This window comes from Larkinella humicola, assembly GCF_008727875.1.
In the GTDB taxonomy this organism is placed as follows: Bacteria; Bacteroidota; Bacteroidia; order Cytophagales; family Spirosomataceae; genus Larkinella; species Larkinella humicola.
On sequence record NZ_VTWS01000004.1, the window covers coordinates 290,693 to 311,318 of the forward strand.

A 20,626-nucleotide genomic window follows, 5' to 3' on the forward strand; every position below is an offset into this window, starting at 1 on the left:
GGTCAGTTGTTGATAAGGTCCACGCAGCCGTGGTAAAAACCGGGTGCCATGACGTATTTTCGGACGTTGACGAGGTAATATTCCGAGTTGGTATACCCCCGGATGGTCAGGCCTTTGATTAGGTTGGTGAATTGCTGTGTTTCCGGCTCGACAGCCGCGCTGAGTTGCCGCAGGAGGTCGGTGCGTTGGGTGGCATCGCAGGCCGTAAACGGTTTGCTGTACGTCTGCTGGGCAAACTGGTCGGTTTTGGCCAGGCCGGTTTTGAAGAGTTCCTGCGCTGGTTGATCGTAACAATCGGTAATCATGCGCATGACGAACTGATGTACTTTCAGGGATTTGGCGCCAGGCGTGGTGGTTTCGGGAATGAACGTCTCGACCAGTTCGGCCAGCATCGTTTCTTCGGCGCGGGATGCAAAGGTGGTCTGGCCAACGGTTTCGGGCGTCCAGCCGGTGGCCCAGGCGGGTAGCGTCACCAAACTCCCGGTTGCCATCATCAGGCTTTTTAAGGCGGTACGTCGTTTCATGAAGTAGGGGTTTATGGAACAAAAGTATTAAACCTTTTCGGGAATCAGAACTGGGCCGGACTTTCCGGTAGCGCGTGTGTCGTCCGGGCTGAACACCGGATACTGCGTTCAATACCAAGAACGTTTGGCTGGCCAAAGCGCGTGTCTTACTATAAACTTCACCATGTAATTTTTTTTACCCATACAATATTCTATTTTTTAATAAATTGATTATCAGTTAATTAATCTAATTGTTCTATCCGGACTCATGGATTGAAGTTTAGGTAGAAAAACATTGTACAGGCGAACACGGTTTAATAAGGCGCAATGCATATTGCGCCTTATTATTAATCAACGTTATCCAAACCGTTATGAAAGCACAATTCACATTAATGGCAACCTGTCTTTTGGGGGCGCAACTGGCTACTGGTCAGAACACTACCAACACGACGTCTACAACGAGCACATCGACCTATAGCGCACCGGCGACAGACACGACCCGAGCAACCGGTACGACTTATTCAACGACGCCAAGCACCGTGTCGACGGACAACAATGCAACGCAGACAACGGGTACGACCTATTCAACGACTCCTGCTCCCGCTGCGAACAGCGCCAATACCGTGACCACAACGACGACGACCACCTCATCGGCGGACGACCAAATGAGCCGGAACAGCCGGGATAAGGCGGATAGACCGGCGGGAAAAGACGGTAAATTCGGGATCTATGCGGGGGTCAACTTCTCCCGTTTTATGAACGAACCCATCCCCGCCAGCTCCTACCGGGCTGGTTGGCAGGCCGGCCTTTACGGTCGGACGGGCGGAACGGTTTTTGGGCAGATCGGTCTTGAATACCGAAATTCAACCACCGATTTGATCCGGACGGGCCAAGGCACTACGCCGGGATCGGTTTCCAACGAAATTCGTGGCAAAATTGACCAGCATTTTTTAGCGATTCCGGCTTATGTCGGCCTACGGATTGGCAGTGCATTAGGCTTGCGGGTCCAGGCAGGGGCTGAACTGTCTTCGCTGGTGGCGATTGGCGACAACAATTTTCAATTGGAGAAAGACGATCTGAATCGCACGATTCTGAATGGTCTGCTGGGCGCCGGTATCAATCTGGGACCTTTGACGCTGGATGCGGTTTATAACCACGGCTTTCAGAATGTGTTCGATGATGCTGATGCCAAACGCCGGACGTTTGCTTTCAACCTCGGTTTCCGCTTTTAAGTAACCGAGTGACTTTGTCTATAACCTAAGGTATTCCGAAAGGAATGCTTTAGGTTATTTTTATGTATGGGGATAAGGTTTTTGCTGTTAAGGAAATGTGCCGTTTTAGCAATTCGGCCGTTGCAGAGAGCGGGCTGAAAAAAATCTTTTCAGGCAGAATGTTGGACTGCACAATAGCATGAATTTACTTGCCGGTCTCATTACTACACCAAGGCGATTATAAATGGATTTACCAACCCGGTTACGACCTAAAAAAAAAGCAGTTACCACTTTCGTCGTAACTGCTTCATTTTAAGAGTGGTGATGGACGGAATCGAACCGCCGACACAAGGATTTTCAGTCCTTTGCTCTACCGACTGAGCTACATCACCAGGTATTGTCGGTAGCAATTTTTGTGGGTGCAAATGTATAGCTTTTTTCTTTTATACCAAATAGTATGGCAATTCTTCAGCAGATTTTATTTGTAGCGGCCCTGGCAACGGCGGCCTGGTTTCTCATCCGACGCGCTGGACTGATCCGGCGCGCCATTCAGCTCGGGCAACCGGAAAACCGCACCGACCGGCCCAATGAGCGGTTTTCCATCATGTTGCGCGTGGCTTTCGGACAGAAAAAAATGATGACCAACCTCACCGTTGGGCTCCTGCACTTTGTCATTTATGTCGGCTTTATCATTGTCAACATCGAGGTACTGGAAATTGTACTCGATGGAATTCTGGGCACCCACCGGCTCTTTGCGCCCTACACCGGAGCGCTGTATCCGTTCCTGATCAATACCTTCGAAATTCTGGCGCTGGGTGTCTGGATCGTCTGCGTGGTTTTTCTGATCCGGCGGTTTGTGACGAAAGTGCCGCGTTTCCAACCGGAACGGCACCGCGAAATGGCCCGCTGGCCCCGCACCGACGCGGCTTTGATCCTGATTCTTGAAATTCTGCTCATGACGGCTTTCCTGACCTGGAATGCGTCGGACAGCGTTCTGCGCGAACGCGAAGTGGGGCATTATGGCGAGTTGAGTACCGTCGGCACGTTTGTCGTCAGCCAGTTCTTGATGCCGTTGTTTGCCAACTGGAGCGACGCGGCACTGGTGGCTTGCGAGCGGTTTACATGGTGGTTCCACATTCTGGGCATTCTTTTCTTTGCGGTGTATCTGACTTATTCCAAACACCTGCACATTGTGCTGGCTTTCCCGAACACCTACTTCTCCGACCTGAAACCCAAAGGCGAAATGAAGAACATGGCCGACATCACGAAGGAGGTGCAACTGGCGCTCGGCATCGCTCAGGCCGATCCGAACGAGACCCCGGCAGAACCCGGGCGGTTTGGCGCCAGAGACGTACGGGATCTGACGTGGAAAAACCTGATGGACGCCTACAGTTGTACGGAATGCGGACGCTGCACAGCCGCCTGTCCGGCCAACATCACCGGCAAAAAACTGTCTCCGCGCAAAATCATGATGGACACCCGCGACCGGCTGGAAGACATTCAGCGCGGCTGGCAGCAAAACGGCCCCGAGCATGACGATGGCAAAACATTACTGGGCGATTACATTACCGCCGAAGAAATCAACGCCTGCACGACCTGCCAGGCCTGTGTACAGGAATGCCCCGTGAACATCAATCCGCTGGACATTATTCTGCAACTCCGCCGGTATAAAATCATGGAAGAAGCGCAGGCGCCGGCTTCGTGGAACGCCATGTTCAGCAACGTTGAAAACAACATGGCCCCGTGGAAATTTTCGCCCGGCGACCGGTTCAACTGGGCCGATCAGGTCAATCCGTAGACGAGGGACACTGGCCGTCGGCTGGATTTTTAGGGTGCCTCTGCGCCATCCTGAAAAAACTGGCTACTTTTACTCCCTAACTAAAATGAAGGAGGAGATAACAACTCCCGGGGTCGTTGCCACTTTTGTATGTCCGTACTTTTTTTGAAGATCGCTATTGCGTTGGCTGGTTCGTTGGTGACGATCGGGGTCGTGCGTTTCCGGAAAACGATTGATCAGGTGAGCCTGCGGCAACAGGGACCGATTCTGCTGACGGTTTTCGTGTTGCTGCGAATCATCCCGTTTATCGTCGTCTACATTCTGATGGGCCAGAAATCGGGTTCCGACATCCCGGTTTTCTACGATGCCGCCCTCCATGCCATGCAGGGGGAAGTGGTCTACCGCGATTTCTGGACGCCTTACAGCCCGCTATTTCCGTATGTTACCACACTGTTGCTGCCTTTCTGGAATAGCCCGAACGCGATTGTCCTTCTGATGATCCTCATGGAAGGCGTGGCGCTCTGGCTGACCTGGCGCGCCTACCGAACCGAAATTCGGGGCCTTTTTCTGCGAATGCTGACGTATCTTACGCTCGTCGGCCCGATGGTGCTGTGTGTGTTAGGGGGGCAGGAAGACATCTGGATGTGGCTCTTTGGGGCTCTGTCCGTGTTGGTATGGCAACGCACGGGCGACAGTTTATGGATTGGCGTGGTGCTGGCTCTGGCCCTGATATTCACCAAAGCCCTGCCGGTTTTACTGATCATCCCGGTTCTGTTTCTGGTTGAAAAACCGTTGCGCTATATTCTCGGATTAGCCATCACCGGTTTGCCCGCGCTGGGAATTCTGGTGGCACTCGTGGGAACCAAATTCACGACGCCCATGTCGATTGCCGAGCTGCCTTTTGCGCCCAATCTCTGGACGGTATTGAGTCCGATCACCGGCGATTTTCGGAGCTATTCCAGTCTGTTGCTGTGGGGTGGCGTTGGCTTGACCGTGGTCGTTACCACCCTGGGCGCCATGATACTGAAGCAGCGGATGTCATACGCCAAAGCGTTGCCGGTTTTGTGGACCCTGTGTTTTTGCTTTATGATGTTTATCCATAAAAACTCGTTCAGTAACTACGCGTTTATCTTTCTGATGCCGATGCTGCTCAATACGGTCGATCTCAGAAGTCGACGACAGGTGGCGGTGCTGATCCTGTTCAATGCGCTGGTGGTGATCCAGCCTTCGTACTGGTGGCGCATGGGCAATCCGATTTTTACGCAATGGAGCGATCTGACGTCGATGGCGAACCTGATCGAATACGCCATGGAGTTGACCATTATGGGTTGTCTGGTGTATTTTCTCCACCACCTTTACCAAATGATCAGTCACAATCAATTCCAGCACGCCAATGCACCGGCCGAGTTTCCAACAATCCGATAACCAACGATGAACACCGAAACCAACTACCAGGTGCCGACGATGGCCGACCTGGCCGCCAAAGGCGAAACCCCGGACGTGCTTTTCTGGGTGGGCTGTGCCGGTTCGTTCGACGACCGATATAAAAAAGTGACCATCGCTTTCGTCAAAATCCTGAACCACGTCGGCATCAAATTCGCCGTTTTGGGAACGGAAGAAACCTGCACCGGAGACCCGGCGCGTCGGGCGGGCAACGAGTTTCTGTTTCAGATGCAGGCCGTAGCCAACATTCAGGTGCTGGACGGCTACGGAATCAAAAAAATTGTGACGGCCTGTCCGCATTGCTTCAATACGCTCAAAAATGAGTATCCGGAATTGGGTGGCACCTACGAAGTGATCCACCATTCGCAGTTTCTGCAACAACTCATCAACGAAGGCAAAGTGACCCTCAAGGGAGGAGGGGCGTTTAAAGGTCGCCGGATTACCTACCACGATTCGTGTTACCTGGGTCGCGCCAATAAAGTCTACGAAGCACCCCGCGAGGTGTTGCAGGCGCTGGACGCGGATCTGGTGGAAATGAAACGCTCCCGAACGAAGGGGCTGTGTTGCGGAGCCGGAGGTGCGCAGTATTTTAAAGAACCGGAACCCGGCCGGAAAGACATCAACGTGGAACGCACCGAAGAAGCCCTTTCGACCGGTGCCGACACCATTGCCGTGGCCTGCCCGTTTTGCATGACGATGATGACCGACGGCATCAAGAACAAAGACCGGGAGGATTCGGTCAAAGTCTACGACCTCGCGGAACTCGTTGCGCAGGCGCAGAGTTTGTAAAGTAAGATTTGAAACGCTATGTGGATTTCCTTCAACCAACTTCCTGATACGGCCCGCGTCTGGGTTTACCAGTCGGCCCGCCCGCTGACCGACGCCGAAGTGGCGGCCATTGAAACCGATCTGCAACCCGCCGTCGATGGCTGGGCCGCTCACGGAACACCGCTGCTGGGTTCGGCCCAATTGCTGAACAACCGGTTTTTGATCGTTGCCGTCGATGAGGGCCATCACCTGCCGAGCGGTTGCTCCATCGATTCGTCCGTTCGCTGGGTGCGGGAAATCGGGCAGACGCTCAACACCGATTTTTTTGACCGGTCGGCGGCTTTTGTAACGGCTGATGGGTCGATTGAAACCGTTGCCCTGCCACAGATCAAAACCGCCGTCGCTGAAGGACGCCTGACGCCCGACACCACGGTTTTCAATAACCTCGTTGCCACCAAAGCGGAATTGCGCAATAACTGGCAGATCAAGGCCGCTGATTCGTGGCTGAAACGGTATTTCAAAAACGTAGCCGTCTGATTGCATCATGGCCGAATCGCTGGTACTTCCGAAAACCGCCCACCGTCAGGAAATCTACAAAAGTTTGCTGCCGCAACTCCGGGCCCTGACCGACAGTGAACCGGATCTGATTGCCAATCTGGCGAATATTTCGGCGGCCTTAAAGGAAGCCTTCGGTTTTTTCTGGGTCGGTTTTTACCTCAAAAAAGGCAATCAATTGGTTTTGGGGCCGTTTCAGGGACCGATTGCCTGCACCCGGATTCAGTTTGATAAAGGCGTTTGCGGGGCCAGTTATTCGCGCAAAGAAACCATTCTGGTGTCAGATGTCGAGTTGTTTCCGGGGCATATTGCGTGCAGTTCCGCTTCAAAATCGGAAGTGGTCGTGCCGGTTTTCGACAAAACCGGTGCTGTCGCGATGGTTTTGGACGTTGACAGCGACCAACTGAACGATTTCAGCGAGGTGGACGCACGGGAACTGGAGAAAATAGCCGCGCTCATCACCTCGTTCCTGTAAAAAAGCAGCCGCGTTTAAAACCGTCCGTTCAGGCGAGCTTAACCGCCCGCAACACATCCCGCTTATGGGCGGGCCCCCGGTGTTTCTCAACCAGAAAACCGGCGGCTCTCAGATTCCGTTTCACCGAACTCTTTGAACAGTAGGTCGTCAGTAATCCGCCCGGATGCATCATGGCGGCCAGTTGTTCAAAAACCGCCTGCGTCCAGAGTTCCGGTTGAGCTTCCGGGGCAAAAGCATCAAAATAGACCAGATTGAACCGGTTTTCGGTTCGAAAATCCTCCAAGCAGCCTTCGTGTTTCAGGACTTGAAAAAAAGGCGTAATCGCGACCGGGCGATTCCAGGGTGCTTCATGCACTGAATTCAGGTAGTGACTGCCCAGCAAAGCATCGAAATTAAGCTGGCTGGCTTCCTCCAGCGACAGCGGTTGGGTTTCCACCGCCGTATACGTAACGGCCCGTTGTGACTTTTCGGCTTCCAACAGCGTCAAAAGAGCATTCAAACCCGTCCCCAAACCCATTTCGAAGATGCTGATCTGTTCAAACCGTTTGAAAGCTTCATACAAACCCAGTTCGATATAAACCCGCTGCGATTCCTGCAAGGCCCCAAAAACGGAGTGATAATGCTGCTTAAATTCCGAATTGTAAGCCGAACTAGAACCGTCGTGGGTTAGAACGATGCGAGTTTCTGTTTTCTTTTCAGGATTCCTCATGTATCTTCGCAAGCTCAAAAATTCAATACTATGCTTCAACGCATCCAAACCATATTTCTGTTCCTCATTGTCGTTTCCATGGCCGTGGTGCTGGGCTTCCCGATTTGGGAAAAAACCGGGGCGGCTCCCACCGAAACCGCCAGCCTGACGGCCTGGCAACTGGTCTATACCCAAGGCATTAGCTCACAAATTACGCCGGTTTATTACCTCGCTCTTATGGCGCTGGTGGTGGCCGGGGTTTCGTTATTCACCATTTTCAAATACCGGAACCGGTTGCTGCAAATGGGTCTTTGCGCCATCAATGCCATCGTGCTGACCGCCCTGATGGGGTTTGTTCTGTACCTGACGCTCTACAAAGGCAAGGATTTTTTCAACCCGGATGATCAGGGCCATTTCCGTTACGGTTTTTTCGCCATCGTAGCCGCCCTGATTTTCAACATGTTGGCCAACCGGTTTATCCGCCGGGACGAAAAGCTGGTCCAGGAGTCGAACCGCCTGCGCTAGAGGAGTTAAAAATTAAGAGTTAAAAATTAAAAGTAATGTAGAGTGTGATGTGTCACCCTATTTTTAACTTTTAACTCTTAATTTTTAACTTAAACCAAGCCTTCTTTCAGCAGATCGTGGAGGTGGATGAAGCCTTTGATTTGGTTATCGACGGCGACAATCAACTGCGTAATGCTCCGATCCTGCATCATTTTGAGGGCGTGCGTCGCGTATTCGTCGGGGTCGATGGACAGGGGCGAAGGGGTCATGATGTCGCAGGCCCGCAGATGCCCGAGGTCCAGCGTATCGAAGCGATTGAGCATCCGTCGCAAATCACCGTCGGTGACAATACCCGCCAGTTGACCGTTTTCGTCGGCGACGGCGGTGGCTCCCAGCCGTTTCGAGGTCATCTCGATAATCACTTCGTGAACCGTCGCGTTGAGAGGAACGGTCGGAATTTCGTGATGTGGATAAATATCACTAACTTTTAGGTACAGCTTTTTGCCCAATGACCCGCCGGGGTGGAAACGGGCAAAGTCCTGACTGGTAAATCCCCGGGCGTTGAGGAGGCTAACGGCCAGCGCATCGCCGAGTGCGAGGGCCACGGTGGTGCTGGTGGTCGGAACCAGATTGAGCGGGTCGGCTTCCTGTTCGGCATAGGCTTTCAGAACAAAATCGGCCTGTACGCAGAGGTAGGAGCTGGTTTGGGAAGCCAGTGCGATCAATTTGGCACCGGTTCGTTTTAAAAGCGGCACCAGAACTTTAATTTCGGGGGTGTTCCCGCTTTTGGAGATGCAAATCACCACATCGTTGGCCTGAATCATTCCCAGGTCGCCGTGAATCGCGTCGGCTGCGTGCATAAAAAGCGAGGGCGTGCCGGTGGAATTGAGAGTGGCAACAATTTTTTGTCCGATTATTGCACTCTTTCCAATCCCGGTGACCACGACTCGACCGGAAGTTTGCAGAATCGTTTCAACGATTTGCTCAAATTGGTCGTCGATGCAGTCCATCGCCTGCCGAATGGCTTCCGACTCAGCCAGCAGCACATTTCGGGCGGTAGACTGAATATTTTTTTTAACTAATTTCAATGTTGCTTTTGTCAATCGGTTTTTGACTAATTTTATAAAGGCAAAGATACAACCAAATAAAGTGTAGTAACCTTCCGCAATTTTGAGATGACGACGACGCAGTTAGATCCATCGGTGCAGGTATCTCTAAAAGAGAAGCTAAAAGATATATTCGGATTCAGCCAATTCCGGGGCGACCAGGAAGCCATTATCCACAATATTCTGGCAGGGATCAATTCATTTGTAATTATGCCTACTGGAGCTGGCAAATCCCTGTGCTACCAGCTTCCGGCCATTTCCTCAGAGGGAACGGCCATTGTCATTTCTCCCCTGATTGCCCTGATGAAAAACCAGGTCGATCAAATGAATGCCTTTGGTATCAACGCCCAGTTTCTGAATTCGACGCTGAGCAAGGCGGAGATGAACAAAGTCAAGAAAGATACCCTGAACGGTACGCTGAAACTGCTTTACATCGCCCCCGAATCGCTGACGAAAGAAGAAAACCTCGACTTTCTGAAGAAAGCCAACATCTCGTTCGTGGCCATCGACGAAGCGCACTGTATTTCGGAATGGGGCCACGATTTCCGGCCTGAATACCGCAAAATCCGGGGCATCATCGACAACATTGGGAATCTGCCGGTGATTGCTTTGACAGCCACAGCAACGCCGAAAGTGCAGTTGGACATCCAGAAAAACCTGCAAATGGAGGATGCCCACATCTACAAAACGTCCTTCAATCGCAAGAATCTTTACTACGAAATTCGCCCGAAAGCCGACGCGAAAAAGCAGCTCATCCGCTACATCAAGAACAACAAAGGCAAGTCAGGCATTGTCTATTGCCTGAGCCGGAAAATGGTGGAAGAGATTGCAGAGTTGCTGAATGTCAACGACATCAAGGCGCTGCCGTATCATGCCGGGCTGGATTCGCAGACGCGGATGCACAACCAGGATGCCTTCCTGAACGAAGATGTGGATGTGGTGGTGGCTACGATTGCGTTTGGTATGGGCATCGACAAACCAGACGTCCGGTTTGTGATTCACTACGACGCGCCCAAGTCGCTGGAAGGCTACTACCAGGAAACCGGTCGGGCGGGTCGCGACGGGCTGGAAGGCAACTGTCTGATGTTCTACAGCATCGATGACATTGTTAAACTGGAGAAATTCAACAAAGACAAGTCGGTTACGGAACGCGACAACGCCAAACACCTGCTCATGGAAATGGTGTCGTATGCGAATCTGGGCGTCTGCCGTCGTCGGCAACTGTTGAGTTATTTCGGGGAATACCAGGACAAGGACTGCGGATTCTGCGATAATTGCATGAAACCGACTGAGAAGTTTAAAGCCCAGGACGAGATTGTGCTGGCGCTTCAGGCGGTTTTGCAAACCGATCATCGCTTCGATGCCGCCCACCTTGCCGATGTGCTGACCGGTACTGAAAACCAGTATATTACGAGTTATGAGCACCATAAACTCGACGTTTACGGTAAGGGCAAAGAGTTCAACGAAAGCGTTGAATTCTGGTGTTCGCTCATCCGGCAGATTACGATTTATGGGTATCTGGATAAAGATGTCGACAACTACGGCGTCCTGAAACTGTCGGCCAAAGGGCAACACTACATCGAGGATCCGTATTCCATCACCTTGTCGAAAGATCACAACTACGAGATCGACGAGGAAAAGGCCGAGGACGAAGACAAGGACAGCGGCATGTCGTCGGGCAGTGCCTACGACGAAGCCCTGTTGGGTCTGCTCAAAGCCCTGCGGAAGAAAATCGCCAAAGAAAAGAACCTGCCCCCGTATGTCATTTTCCAGGATCCGTCGATGGAGGAAATGGCAACGACCTACCCGACCACGCGGGAAGAAATGGCCCAGATCAATGGGGTCGGCATGGGGAAAGTGGTGAAATTTGGCAAACCGTTCATCGACCTGATTGCCAAATACGTTGAAGAAAACGACATCGAAACGGCGAAGGATGTCGTGGTGAAGTCGATGGTCAACAAGTCGAAGGTCAAGATTTTCATCATTCAGCAGATCGACCGGAAGGTGGATCTGGAGGAAATCTCGGAGTCGAAAGGCCTGACGATGGAAGATTTGATTGAAGAAATCGAACACATCTGTTATTCGGGAACGCGTCTGAATCTGGATTATTACATCAACCAGATCATGGACAGCGACCGGCAGGACGATATTTACGACTACTTCATGCGGGCCGAAACCGACAACATCGGGGTGGCCATGCGGGAGTTTGCCAACGACGATTATTCAGAAGAAGAATTGCGGTTAATGCGTATCAAGTTTTTATCGGAAGTAGCTAATTAAGTTAAGAGTGAAGAGTGAAGAGTGAAGACGGGGCCGCCCGTGCGGTTGGCTGACGGATTAAACCGCAGTGTAACGTTCTAACTCTTAACTCTTAACTCTTAACTCTTAACTCAGAGAATGAATATACTCATACTTGGATCGGGCGGAAGGGAACACGCATTTGCCTGGAAAATAGCGCAAAGTCCACTGTGTAGCACGTTGTTTGTCGCACCCGGTAATGCCGGAACCGCCCTGGTCGCCACCAATTTGCCGATTGCCTTCAACGATGCCGATGCCATCGCGGAGGCCATTCAACAACACCAAATCGATTTGCTGATTATTGGCCCGGAAGAACCGCTCGTGAAAGGGCTGGTCGATACGCTGCGGACTCGAAAAAATCTGGAAAAACTGCGGATTGTCGGACCGGATCAACGCGGAGCCCAACTCGAAGGCAGCAAGGATTTTTCAAAGCAATTCATGCAGCGGCACGGTATTCCGACGGCGGCATCGCGGACGTTTACCGCTGAAACGCTGGAAGAAGGGCTGGCGTATCTGGACACGCATCAACTGCCGGTGGTGTTGAAAGCCGACGGTCTGGCGGCCGGAAAAGGCGTTATCATTGCCGAATCCATTGCCGAAGCCCGGGCGGTATTGACCGATATGCTGACCGGCGGACGATTTGGCGAAGCCGGAAATAAAGTCGTTGTCGAGCAATTCCTGAAAGGCATTGAGTTGTCGGTCTTTGTGTTGACCGATGGCGTCAACTACAAAATTCTGCCCGAAGCCAAAGATTACAAGCGCATCGGCGAGGGCGACACCGGCCCGAATACCGGCGGTATGGGGGCCGTTTCCCCCGTAAAATTTGCCACGGCCAAGTTTTTAAATAAAGTCGAAGAAAAAATTGTCAAGCCTACATTGGCGGGTTTGCGAAAGGAAGAGATTCGCTATCAGGGCTTTATCTTTGTCGGTTTGATCAATGTTAAAGAAGAACCCTACGTCATTGAATACAATGCCCGGATGGGCGACCCGGAAACGGAAGTCGTGCTGCCGCGGATTCAGAATGATTTTGTAGAGTTGATGGTGGCAACCGCCGACGGCGAACTGGATAAAATTCAGCTTCTGATCTCCCCACAAACGGCCGTCACCACCGTCGTTGTGTCGGGGGGCTACCCGGATGCATACGAGAAAGGCAAGTCGATCACCGAACTCACGATGCTGGACGACGTAACGGCTTTTCATGCCGGAACCAAACCGGGTTTCAACGGCCACGTGCTGACCGACGGGGGCCGCGTGCTGGCATTGACGGCCGTCGCCAATTCACTCGAAAATGCCGTGATGAAGTCGCAGAAAGCGGCCCGCGCGGTGCAGTTCGAAGGAAAATACTACCGGAAAGATATTGGGTTGGATTTGATTCGCTACCAGGATTAATCCGACACCTCTTTACAAAAAAACCGCCCCAAAGTGGGGCGGTTTTTTTGTTGCCTTTCAGCTAGCTTCAGGCCTTTCTTCTGATCAGATAAATGTCCTGAAGCTAGCTACTATGAATTGAAGTCAGTTGATGGGTTGAATAAAACCGCTTCAACCTCAATACTTCGCAGGTTGATTGGGCTTCGGTGTTGATTTTTTGATGAAATTCCGAATGTCCTCGTTGGACGTCACCAGATCCTCCTGACGCAGATACATCATGTGGCCGCTCCGGTAGCCTTTCCAGTCCATCCGGGTTTTGAGTTTTCCGCTGGGGTCCATCTGCCACATATTATACTGGGCATTGAAGTAATCGCAGGCCCCGTCGTAATAGCCGGATTGGACCAGCAGATGCAGGTACGGATTCTGGGCCATCGCCTGCCGCAGGTTTTCGCCTGACCGGTCGGCGTTCTGCCCCGCGCGATCCCAGGGATGCACCGGCCCGAACATGTAGTATTTCAGGTCAGTTTTGTAGTTCAGGAATTCCCGGAAATAGTAGTTGATGGGAGCGGCAAACGAGTGCAGCCAGGACGTCAGCTCCGGGGAATAATCCGGACGCTCGCCCGCATCTTCCCGGTCGATCCCCAGATAGCGCGAATCCAGCCGACCAACGGTATGGCCTTTGTCGCGTAGCAACTCCTTCCAGAAGAAAGACGCCGGAATGTCCATGTTATGCTCCAGCACCACTTTTTCCGACAAACCGGAATAGCGGGCGACTTTGGCGGCAATCTGCTTTTTCTTCTGCGGGTCCAGAAAACCGCCCATCGTCAGCGCCGGAATAAACTCATTGATGGTAAATTGCTCCACTTCCGGCAGCATGGCCGTCAGGTCTTTCTTTTGCAGGTCGTCGGGCAGCACTTTGTGATACCAGGCCGTGGCCGCATAAAAAGGCAGCATGTTGGCAGCCGCCACTGGTCCGGACCGTTCGATCCCCAGATCCGTCGGTGACACCAGAATCACGCCGTTGAGGTACATCCAGTTGGCATTTTGCAACTCCAGTGCCAGGCCCGAAACCCGCGTGGTTCCGTAGCTTTCGCCAATGAGGTATTTGGGCGATGGCCAGCGGTTTTTGCGGCTTACGAAGGTGTTCAGCCATTCGGCCAAATATTTGATGTCGGAATTGACCCCGAAAAACTTCGAGCGGGGCACGTCCTTGCTGGCCGGGCGGGAATAGCCCGTGTTGACCGGATCGATGTAGACGATGTCGGCCACGTCCAGAATGGAGTTGGGATTGTCTTTGAGCGTGTACGGCTGCAACGGATAACCTTCGCTGTCGATGTTCAGCAATTTAGGCCCCGTATAGGCCAGGTGCATCCACACCGATGCGGTTCCCGGCCCCCCGTTGAACGAAATGACCAGCGGGCGCGTGGTGCGGTCTTTCACATCCGACCGTTCGTAGTAGGTATAAAACACCCCAGCAATGGGCTTGCCCTCTTCGTCCCAAACCGGTTGTGTTCCCACCATCGCCGTATAAGGCACTTTGACGCCCTTGATCGTAACGGTATGCGATGTCGTTATGGTGGAGTCCATCGGGAGCCTCAAATCATTGGGGCCGGGTTTGGCCGAAGGCGCACCCGCTGGCCGGGGAGTGGTTTCCGCAGCCGCCGGTGGCGGACCGCCCTGTCGGCGTTGCGCAAAAGACAAGGAACCCGTGGTAACGGCCAGCAGGAGTAAAACTACAATTCGTTTCATGTTTTGTTGGGGTTATAAAATCAAGTAGTTCGGTTTAGTATTTGGCGGGTTGGTCCGGTTTTGGCAAGGTTTTTTTGACGAATTCGCGAATGTCTTCGGTTGAGGTGGCGAGGTCTTCGTCACGCAGGTACATCATGTGACCGCCCCGGTAGCCTTTCCATTGCAGGCGGTTTTTCAGTTTGCCGCTCGGGTCCATGTTCCAGAGGTTGTATTTGGCATTGAAATAATCAGTCGCGCCGTCGTAATAGCCCGATTGAATCATCACGTGGAGATACGGATTCTGGGCCACGGCTTGCCGGAGGTTTTCGCCCGTCCGGTCGGTGTTCTGCCCGGCGCGATCCCACTGCCCGGTTTGGCCGGAAATGAAATACTTGAGGTCGGTTTTGTAGTTCAGTTTTTCGCGCAGGTAGTAATTGATGGCGGGTGTGAACGAATGTTTCCAGGAATCATACTCAGCCGCATAGTCGGGCCGCTCGCCCGCGCCCTGCCGGTCGATTCCCAGATACCGCGAATCGAGCCGACCTATCGTGAAGCCTTTATCCCGCAACAGTTCTTTCCAGTAAAAAGACGAAGGAACCGCCAGATTGTGTTCGAGCACCACCTTCTCCGACAAACCGGAATACCGGGCAATTTTAGCCGCCATCTGCTTTCTTTTTTCCGGCTCCAGAAAACCGCCTTTGACGATGGCCGGTGTCAATTCATTGATGGTAAACTGTTCGACTTCCGGCAGAATGGCATCCAGATCTTTCTGCTGCAAATCGGTGGGCAACACCTTGTGGTACCAGGCCGTGGCGGCATAATACGGGAGCATGTTGGCAGCGGCTACCGGCCCTTTCCGGTCGATGCCCAAATCGGTCGGTGACACCAGAATCACGCCGTTCAAGTACATCCAATTGGCATTTTGCAACTCCAGCGCCAAGCCCGAAACCCGCGTCGTTCCGTAGCTTTCGCCGATGAGGTATTTGGGCGACGGCCAGCGGTTTTTGCGGCTCACAAACATATTGAGCCACTCGGCCAGGTATTTGATGTCGGCATTGACGCCAAAAAACTTCGACCTCGGAATCGAATCATTGACGGGCCGCGAAAAACCGGTGTTGACGGGTTCGACATACACAATGTCGGCCACATCCAGAATGGAATGCGGATTGTCCGTGACGCCGTACGGCTGAACGGGGTAACCTTCGCTGTCGACTTTGACGCGCTTGGGACCGGTGTAGCCGATGTGCATCCAGCAGGAAGCTGCGCCCGGCCCACCGTTGAAGGAAATGAACAGGGGCCGCGTCGTCCGGTCGGTCACATCGGAACGTTCGTAGTAGACGTAAAACAAACTGGCGATGGGCTTGCCGTTTTCATCATAAACCGGTTGCGTTCCGGCGGTTGCTTTGTAGGGAACTACTTTGCCTTTAATGGTAACCTGATCGGTGGTCGTTACGGCCGCATCCAGTTTCAGCATGCGGTTTTGGGCAAAGGAAGAAAGGGTAGTCAGAAAGCACGCCCAGAAGAGGGGAGCAAGGTATTTCATGATGTGATGGGTTAAAAGGACTGATTTTTAGGTATTACTGGTTCAGGACTTATGTCTGATAATTCTATCACCCTTTCGCTTTTGCCCCTAAATCCCCTAAAGGGGACTTTTGCATCCGGATTAAGCTGCGTCCAAGTCCCCTTTAGGGGATTTAGGGGCAAAAGCGAAAGTCCTGTGTTCATAAGCCCGTGAGTTTTCCAGGTTTGATGTCCAGTAGGTTGACCGTTGCGTTTAAGGCATTGAACTCGGTTTGTTGGCCCGTTTGCTTATACAGTTTTGCCAGCGCTACATAACTTTCGGTATTATACGGATTTTGCGCCAGCGACTTTTTAAAGGCAGCTACCGCTTCCTCGGGTTTTTTATTCAGGAGCAGTAACACCCCATCCGATTGCAAAGCCGCCGATTGGTAAACCGCATCGCCCTCCGTCGACAGGGTTTTATACAGCGTTTCGGCTTCCGGCAACCGGTTGGATTCGGCCAGTAGCCGCACCAGGCGTTGTTTATACAGCCCCGTCAGGGTTTGTTTGTCAGCCAGTGTTTTTGTCAGGAAATAGGAAACGGAGTCCGGTTTTTGCAGTTTGGCATAGCCCTCCGCAATCCGCAGATCAAAATCCGGGCGGGCGTTTTTCCCCGCATCCAGAATCCGCTGCACCTGCTTCATGGTTTCAATCGCTTCCTGGTAGCGACCATTCGCCAGCAGGGCGTCGGCGTACAAACCCCGTAACTCATAATTCTGGGGCCGTTGCAACACCAGTTTTTTCAGCCCATCGAGCTGGTCGGCATGGCCCAGCATGGCGCGTCGGGCTGCAGCAAAGGCGCGGGCATCATCACGCCGGTCGCGCAGGTAGGTCGAGACATCCGGCCCGTTGGCTGCGTAGTCCTCAGCCGCTTTGATGGCCGGTCCCAGGAGGGCATTTTGCACATACATTTCCCGCAACTGAATGGACAGCATGGCCCGGGTCTGGTAATCTTTTTCCAGGTCCAGCGCCTTTTGCAGCCAACGCGCCTGGGTTTTGATCAGCTCGACGTGGTTTTTGTCCGGCGTATGGCTCGCTTCTTCCCACTGCGCATAGGCGGCATACACCGGCGCGTAGTTCGGGTCGATTTCTTCGGCGGTTTTGATATACGTGAAGGCCTGATCATACGCTTTCTGTTGCTGTTTTAGACGCGCGTAGGCCAGATAGGTCGGCTGGTATTTTTTATCATAGACCAGGGACGTATCCAGAAACGCAGCGGCTTTGGCCGGATCGGTTCTGACAACTTTGTTGCTCATGTTCAGGTAAACCTGCGCCCAGTTGGAAGCCATCACCGCCTTGTCGCCGTTGAGATACGCCCGTTCCTTTTTCACCAGCGCATCCAGAAAGGCATACATTTTCGGGTCCCGGCTTTTCAGTTCCGCCGTCGTGTTCATCGACTTGAAGTCGAGCGGATGCACTTTCATGGGTTCGAAATACGCCGGGTAGGTCTGAGCAAAATACTCCGATTCGTTGTTCTGGGAGTAATAGTCCAGCGTCAATCCGTTTTTCATGGCGTTGTAATACAAGGCCCGAATTTGCCGGTTTTCGGCATCGGTCAGCACGCGGCCGTGGAACAGGTGGACATATTCGTGCAAAACGACATTCCGTTCCTGATACGCTCCTCGCTCGACGTATTCAATGGCCGCAGCCCCGCTTCCCACGCCCCGAATGTCCATCCACTGGCGGTTGTCAAAGGTGGTGTTGTACCGGAAATGGGGCGCACGCATGGCCAGCGCCAGGTCGATGTGCAGGGGCGGCACCACAAAGGCATTGTCCTGTTTGGACAGGAAGGGGAAATACACCACGCTGGTGTACATCTGATTCCAGACCATAGCCTTGGCCCGGTCGCCGGGATAATAGCTCAGGTCGGGAAACACATTGACAAAGTTCTCCGGGTCGCTGATGCGGGTGGTTTTCAGTATGTTCGTGGTCGAATCGTACGTCATCAGATACGGAATTCGCTTGGATTTAATCACCGCCGACAAGCCGTTGTGGGCCGGGCCGTAGTGGGTTTTGGTAGCCAGAATAGACCGGAAGATGGTTTCGGCCGAATCCAGGTTGCTTTTCCGGTTCGGGTTGTCAAAATCGCTGTAATACAGTGAAGCGCGGTGCATGGCGGGCAAAACCGACTGCGGATATTCCTTGCCGACCCGGTGCGTCACGGCCAGGGCGTTGGCCAGTTGGTTCGTCCGAAACAGTCGGTCGGCTTCCTTCAGCTTTTCCCGAATTTCTTTCTCATCCTTGTCGGCATAGTCGGCATAGGTCAGGTTGGTGTGGCCGTTGCCCCAATGCCAGTGCGTCTGGAAATGCAGGGGATTGATGTTCAGGGCGAGTTGCCACTGAGCTGCCATGTCGTTGAGCTGCGTAGCATCGATCCGGCGCCAGATGGCGTAGCCGTAGCTGAAACGGGCATCGGCGTTGAACGGATCGAGCGTGAGCGATTTCACCAGGGGCGCTTCGGCTTTTTCGGGGTGCTGATCCCAGAAATACACATTCGCTTCCAGTTGGTAGGCGGCTGCCAGCGACGGATTCTGCTTCTGAAGCTTTTTGGCGACGGCCATAGCCTCGGTGTAGTTCTTCTGCAACAGCAACGCGCGGCCCAGCACGATCGACGTTTCTGCATCCGTTGGATGGCTGGCCAGAATGGACCGGCACTGCTCGACCGCGTTTTGCAAATCCCAGGCTTCAATGGCCAAAACCGCTTTCAATTGCCGACCCCAGCGGTTATTTTTATCCAGCGACAGGGCTTTTGTGACGGAGCCTTCGGCCTTTTTGAAGTCATTGTTCAACCAGTCGTATTCGGCCTGCAGCAACAGCTTTTCAACCACCGTCAGCCCTTTTCCGGTTTTCATCTCGGCCAGGGCTTGCGGCCACAGCCCGAGGTCCAGCATTTTTTTGACGGTTTTGGCCTTGCCCGTCGTGTGGTTCACCTGACTGAGCAACTCCGCGCGTGTTTTTTCGAGATCGGCCTGCACCCGGCGTGTATCACCAACCTGCTGCGCCATTACCGCAGTGGTAATGGCGAGCAGGAAAAGAAGCGAAATAGACTTTTTCAGCATGTAAAAAAAGGTTTAGGTCCAATCGGAACAAGCTTACTTGCGGGTATCCCAGAAAACACGATCCAGCATGGATGCCTTTTGCTTCGCATTCGGATTGTTGTTGATCTCCGATTGCGCGTAAAACAGCGACCGGGGCACTTCGTCGTAAATGGCCATTGGTGTTTTGTGGGGAGTCAGGGCCGGATAGCCCGTCCGGCGGTAATCTGTCCAGGGTTCCATCAAAACCGCGTGGTTCGCTACATATTTCTCCGTAATGATCTGCTCCAGTTTTTGCTGGTTGGTTCCGGTCAGGGTTCCCTGAGTCGCCAGGTAGGTTGTCACATTCGCTGCGGCCACGCCCGCGTCGGTCATGGATGCCCGGATACCGGCTTCGAAAAACGACTGGGCATTGCCGGGTGCGCCGTACAGCAAAGCCGCTTCGGCCCGGATAAAGTTGTATTCAGCAAAAGTCAGCAACCGGGCCGGACCCGCCCCGGAGAACGTAATGGCTCCGTCCCGCAGGCTACCATCCGGATTGATCATGGCCGTATTGGGTGCCGAAGGCGTTCCGTAAATATACTGATAGTTCCGGGAATAGGCTGACGACGGATCGGTATCAAGCACACTGGCCCCCTTGAACGTAGCCGGGCTGGAGTTGAACGGAAACGGAATGAAATACGCAGACCGGCGGGGGTCACTCTTGCCGTTCATCAGGTTGACGATGAACCGGTTCGGGAAAAACTGGTTCTTGAACTGGCCGTTTTCCATGCTGTACAGCGGATTCTGCCGTTGCGATTCGGCCAGAAACGCCATCTGAAAATTGTCCGCCGGACTTTCCATGAATTTGGCTCCGCTGTTCACCAGCGCCGTGATTTGCTGGGAAGCATAAGCCTGGTCTTTGGCCGAATAGTGCAGGAAGATCCGCAGTTTCAGCGTATTGGCAAACTTGATCCATTTGTCTTTGGAAACCGCCCAGGTCGTTCCGCTGTAAATCGTGCTGAACTGGTTGGGCGACAGCGCCGAGGTGGCGGCATTGACATCCGTCAGTCCTTCGTCGATCAGGCGGGTCAGGTCCTTGTAAATCACCTCGTCGTCGTCAAAAGCCGGGTAGAAATTCTCGCTGTGCTTACCGGCTTGTGTATAGGGAACATCACCCCAGGCATCGACAACAATCTGGTAAACATACGCTTTCAGGATTTTTCCGACCCCGGCATAATGCGGACTGCCTTCGCGGGTGGCCTGCGCAATCATCAGCTCCAGGTCGCTCACCGTCGTGCCGAAGATCCGGACCCACTGCCCGTTGACGTCGGAGTCGTTGATGTTGTACCGCTCGTATTCTTTAAACGTCCCGAAACCGGTATTGGGTCCCTGGCCACTGAACTGCTGCGAGAGCAGGCTGGCGTAGCGGAAAAGGTCACTGGCACCCATGTAGCCGATGTTGACCGTAACGGAAGGGAGCAACTGCGACACCTGAACACGCTGGATGTTGTTCGGATCGTCGTTGACATCCAGGTAAGAACTGCAGGAGCTGAAAAACAGCCCCGTGGCAAGAAGGGAAGTATAAAGTAATTTCTTCATGATCTCAATGGTTTGTACGATTCGTA

Annotated in this window: 16 protein-coding genes and 1 tRNA gene; 9 read left to right on the forward strand and 8 right to left on the reverse strand. The window is 53.1% G+C overall.

Annotation, left to right across the window (positions count from 1 at the left end):
* Nucleotides 1–2: 2 nt before the first annotated feature.
* Nucleotides 3–524 carry a gluconate 2-dehydrogenase subunit 3 family protein gene (locus F0P93_RS17215; protein ID WP_150878075.1) on the reverse strand — a complete coding sequence of 174 codons (522 nt, stop codon included), beginning with the start codon at nucleotides 522–524 and terminating at the stop codon, nucleotides 3–5.
* Between the two features lie 350 nt (nucleotides 525–874).
* Between F0P93_RS17215 and F0P93_RS17220 the strand changes: the two genes are divergently transcribed.
* Complete coding sequence (locus F0P93_RS17220) at nucleotides 875–1,735, forward strand: outer membrane beta-barrel protein (protein WP_225309521.1); 861 nt, start codon at nucleotides 875–877, stop codon at nucleotides 1,733–1,735.
* A gap of 298 nt (nucleotides 1,736–2,033) precedes the next feature.
* Here the strand turns inward: F0P93_RS17220 and F0P93_RS17225 are convergent.
* A tRNA-Phe gene (locus tag F0P93_RS17225) sits at nucleotides 2,034–2,106 on the reverse strand.
* Nucleotides 2,107–2,171: 65 nt separating this feature from the next.
* On the opposite strand from F0P93_RS17225, the gene F0P93_RS17230 reads away from it, so the two are divergent.
* The 5 genes from F0P93_RS17230 to msrC all read left to right on the forward strand — a co-directional run bounded on the left by F0P93_RS17230 (nucleotide 2,172) and on the right by msrC (nucleotide 6,732).
* Nucleotides 2,172–3,512, forward strand: a complete 1,341-nt coding sequence (locus tag F0P93_RS17230) for a 4Fe-4S dicluster domain-containing protein (protein ID WP_150878078.1) — start codon at nucleotides 2,172–2,174, stop codon at nucleotides 3,510–3,512.
* Nucleotides 3,513–3,641: 129 nt separating this feature from the next.
* Nucleotides 3,642–4,916, forward strand: coding sequence for a hypothetical protein (locus tag F0P93_RS17235; protein ID WP_150878081.1), 1,275 nt, complete (start codon nucleotides 3,642–3,644; stop codon nucleotides 4,914–4,916).
* Between the two features lie 6 nt (nucleotides 4,917–4,922).
* Complete coding sequence (locus tag F0P93_RS17240) at nucleotides 4,923–5,723, forward strand: (Fe-S)-binding protein (RefSeq protein WP_150878085.1); 801 nt, start codon at nucleotides 4,923–4,925, stop codon at nucleotides 5,721–5,723.
* 18 nt (nucleotides 5,724–5,741) lie between these two features.
* On the forward strand, nucleotides 5,742–6,239 hold the full coding sequence (locus F0P93_RS17245) for a hypothetical protein (RefSeq protein WP_150878088.1): 498 nt from the start codon (nucleotides 5,742–5,744) through the stop codon (nucleotides 6,237–6,239).
* A gap of 7 nt (nucleotides 6,240–6,246) precedes the next feature.
* The gene (msrC, locus tag F0P93_RS17250) at nucleotides 6,247–6,732 is read left to right on the forward strand and encodes a free L-methionine (R)-S-oxide reductase MsrC (protein WP_150878091.1); all 486 of its coding nucleotides are present in this window, start codon (nucleotides 6,247–6,249) and stop codon (nucleotides 6,730–6,732) included.
* Nucleotides 6,733–6,760: 28 nt separating this feature from the next.
* Here the strand turns inward: msrC and mnmC2 are convergent, their stop codons facing one another.
* A complete protein-coding gene (gene mnmC2 / locus F0P93_RS17255; RefSeq protein ID WP_150878094.1) occupies nucleotides 6,761–7,441 on the reverse strand; it encodes a tRNA (5-methylaminomethyl-2-thiouridine)(34)-methyltransferase MnmC2 in 681 nt (226 codons plus the stop codon).
* Nucleotides 7,442–7,471: 30 nt separating this feature from the next.
* Between mnmC2 and F0P93_RS17260 the strand changes: the two genes are divergently transcribed.
* Complete coding sequence (locus F0P93_RS17260) at nucleotides 7,472–7,945, forward strand: DUF4293 domain-containing protein (RefSeq protein ID WP_150878096.1); 474 nt, start codon at nucleotides 7,472–7,474, stop codon at nucleotides 7,943–7,945.
* A gap of 89 nt (nucleotides 7,946–8,034) precedes the next feature.
* On the opposite strand, the gene F0P93_RS17265 is transcribed toward F0P93_RS17260, so the two are convergent.
* Complete coding sequence (locus F0P93_RS17265) at nucleotides 8,035–9,012, reverse strand: KpsF/GutQ family sugar-phosphate isomerase (RefSeq protein ID WP_150878099.1); 978 nt, start codon at nucleotides 9,010–9,012, stop codon at nucleotides 8,035–8,037.
* Between the two features lie 87 nt (nucleotides 9,013–9,099).
* On the opposite strand from F0P93_RS17265, the gene recQ reads away from it, so the two are divergent.
* Entirely contained in the window at nucleotides 9,100–11,310 is a 2,211-nt protein-coding gene (recQ, locus tag F0P93_RS17270) for a DNA helicase RecQ (protein ID WP_138992654.1), read from the forward strand.
* 117 nt (nucleotides 11,311–11,427) lie between these two features.
* Nucleotides 11,428–12,717, forward strand: coding sequence for a phosphoribosylamine--glycine ligase (gene purD, locus F0P93_RS17275; RefSeq protein WP_150878102.1), 1,290 nt, complete (start codon nucleotides 11,428–11,430; stop codon nucleotides 12,715–12,717).
* Nucleotides 12,718–12,873: 156 nt separating this feature from the next.
* On the opposite strand, the gene F0P93_RS17280 is transcribed toward purD, so the two are convergent.
* From F0P93_RS17280 to F0P93_RS17295, 4 genes are all read right to left on the reverse strand, one after another.
* A complete protein-coding gene (locus tag F0P93_RS17280) occupies nucleotides 12,874–14,445 on the reverse strand; it encodes a S10 family peptidase (protein WP_150878105.1) in 1,572 nt (523 codons plus the stop codon).
* A 34-nt stretch (nucleotides 14,446–14,479) separates the two neighbouring features.
* Nucleotides 14,480–15,967, reverse strand: a complete 1,488-nt coding sequence (locus tag F0P93_RS17285) for a S10 family peptidase (protein ID WP_150878108.1) — start codon at nucleotides 15,965–15,967, stop codon at nucleotides 14,480–14,482.
* 178 nt (nucleotides 15,968–16,145) lie between these two features.
* Nucleotides 16,146–19,043 carry a tetratricopeptide repeat protein gene (locus tag F0P93_RS17290; protein WP_150878111.1) on the reverse strand — a complete coding sequence of 966 codons (2,898 nt, stop codon included), beginning with the start codon at nucleotides 19,041–19,043 and terminating at the stop codon, nucleotides 16,146–16,148.
* Between the two features lie 33 nt (nucleotides 19,044–19,076).
* Complete coding sequence (locus F0P93_RS17295; RefSeq protein ID WP_150878114.1) at nucleotides 19,077–20,600, reverse strand: SusD/RagB family nutrient-binding outer membrane lipoprotein; 1,524 nt, start codon at nucleotides 20,598–20,600, stop codon at nucleotides 19,077–19,079.
* Between the last annotated feature and the right edge of the window lie 26 nt (nucleotides 20,601–20,626).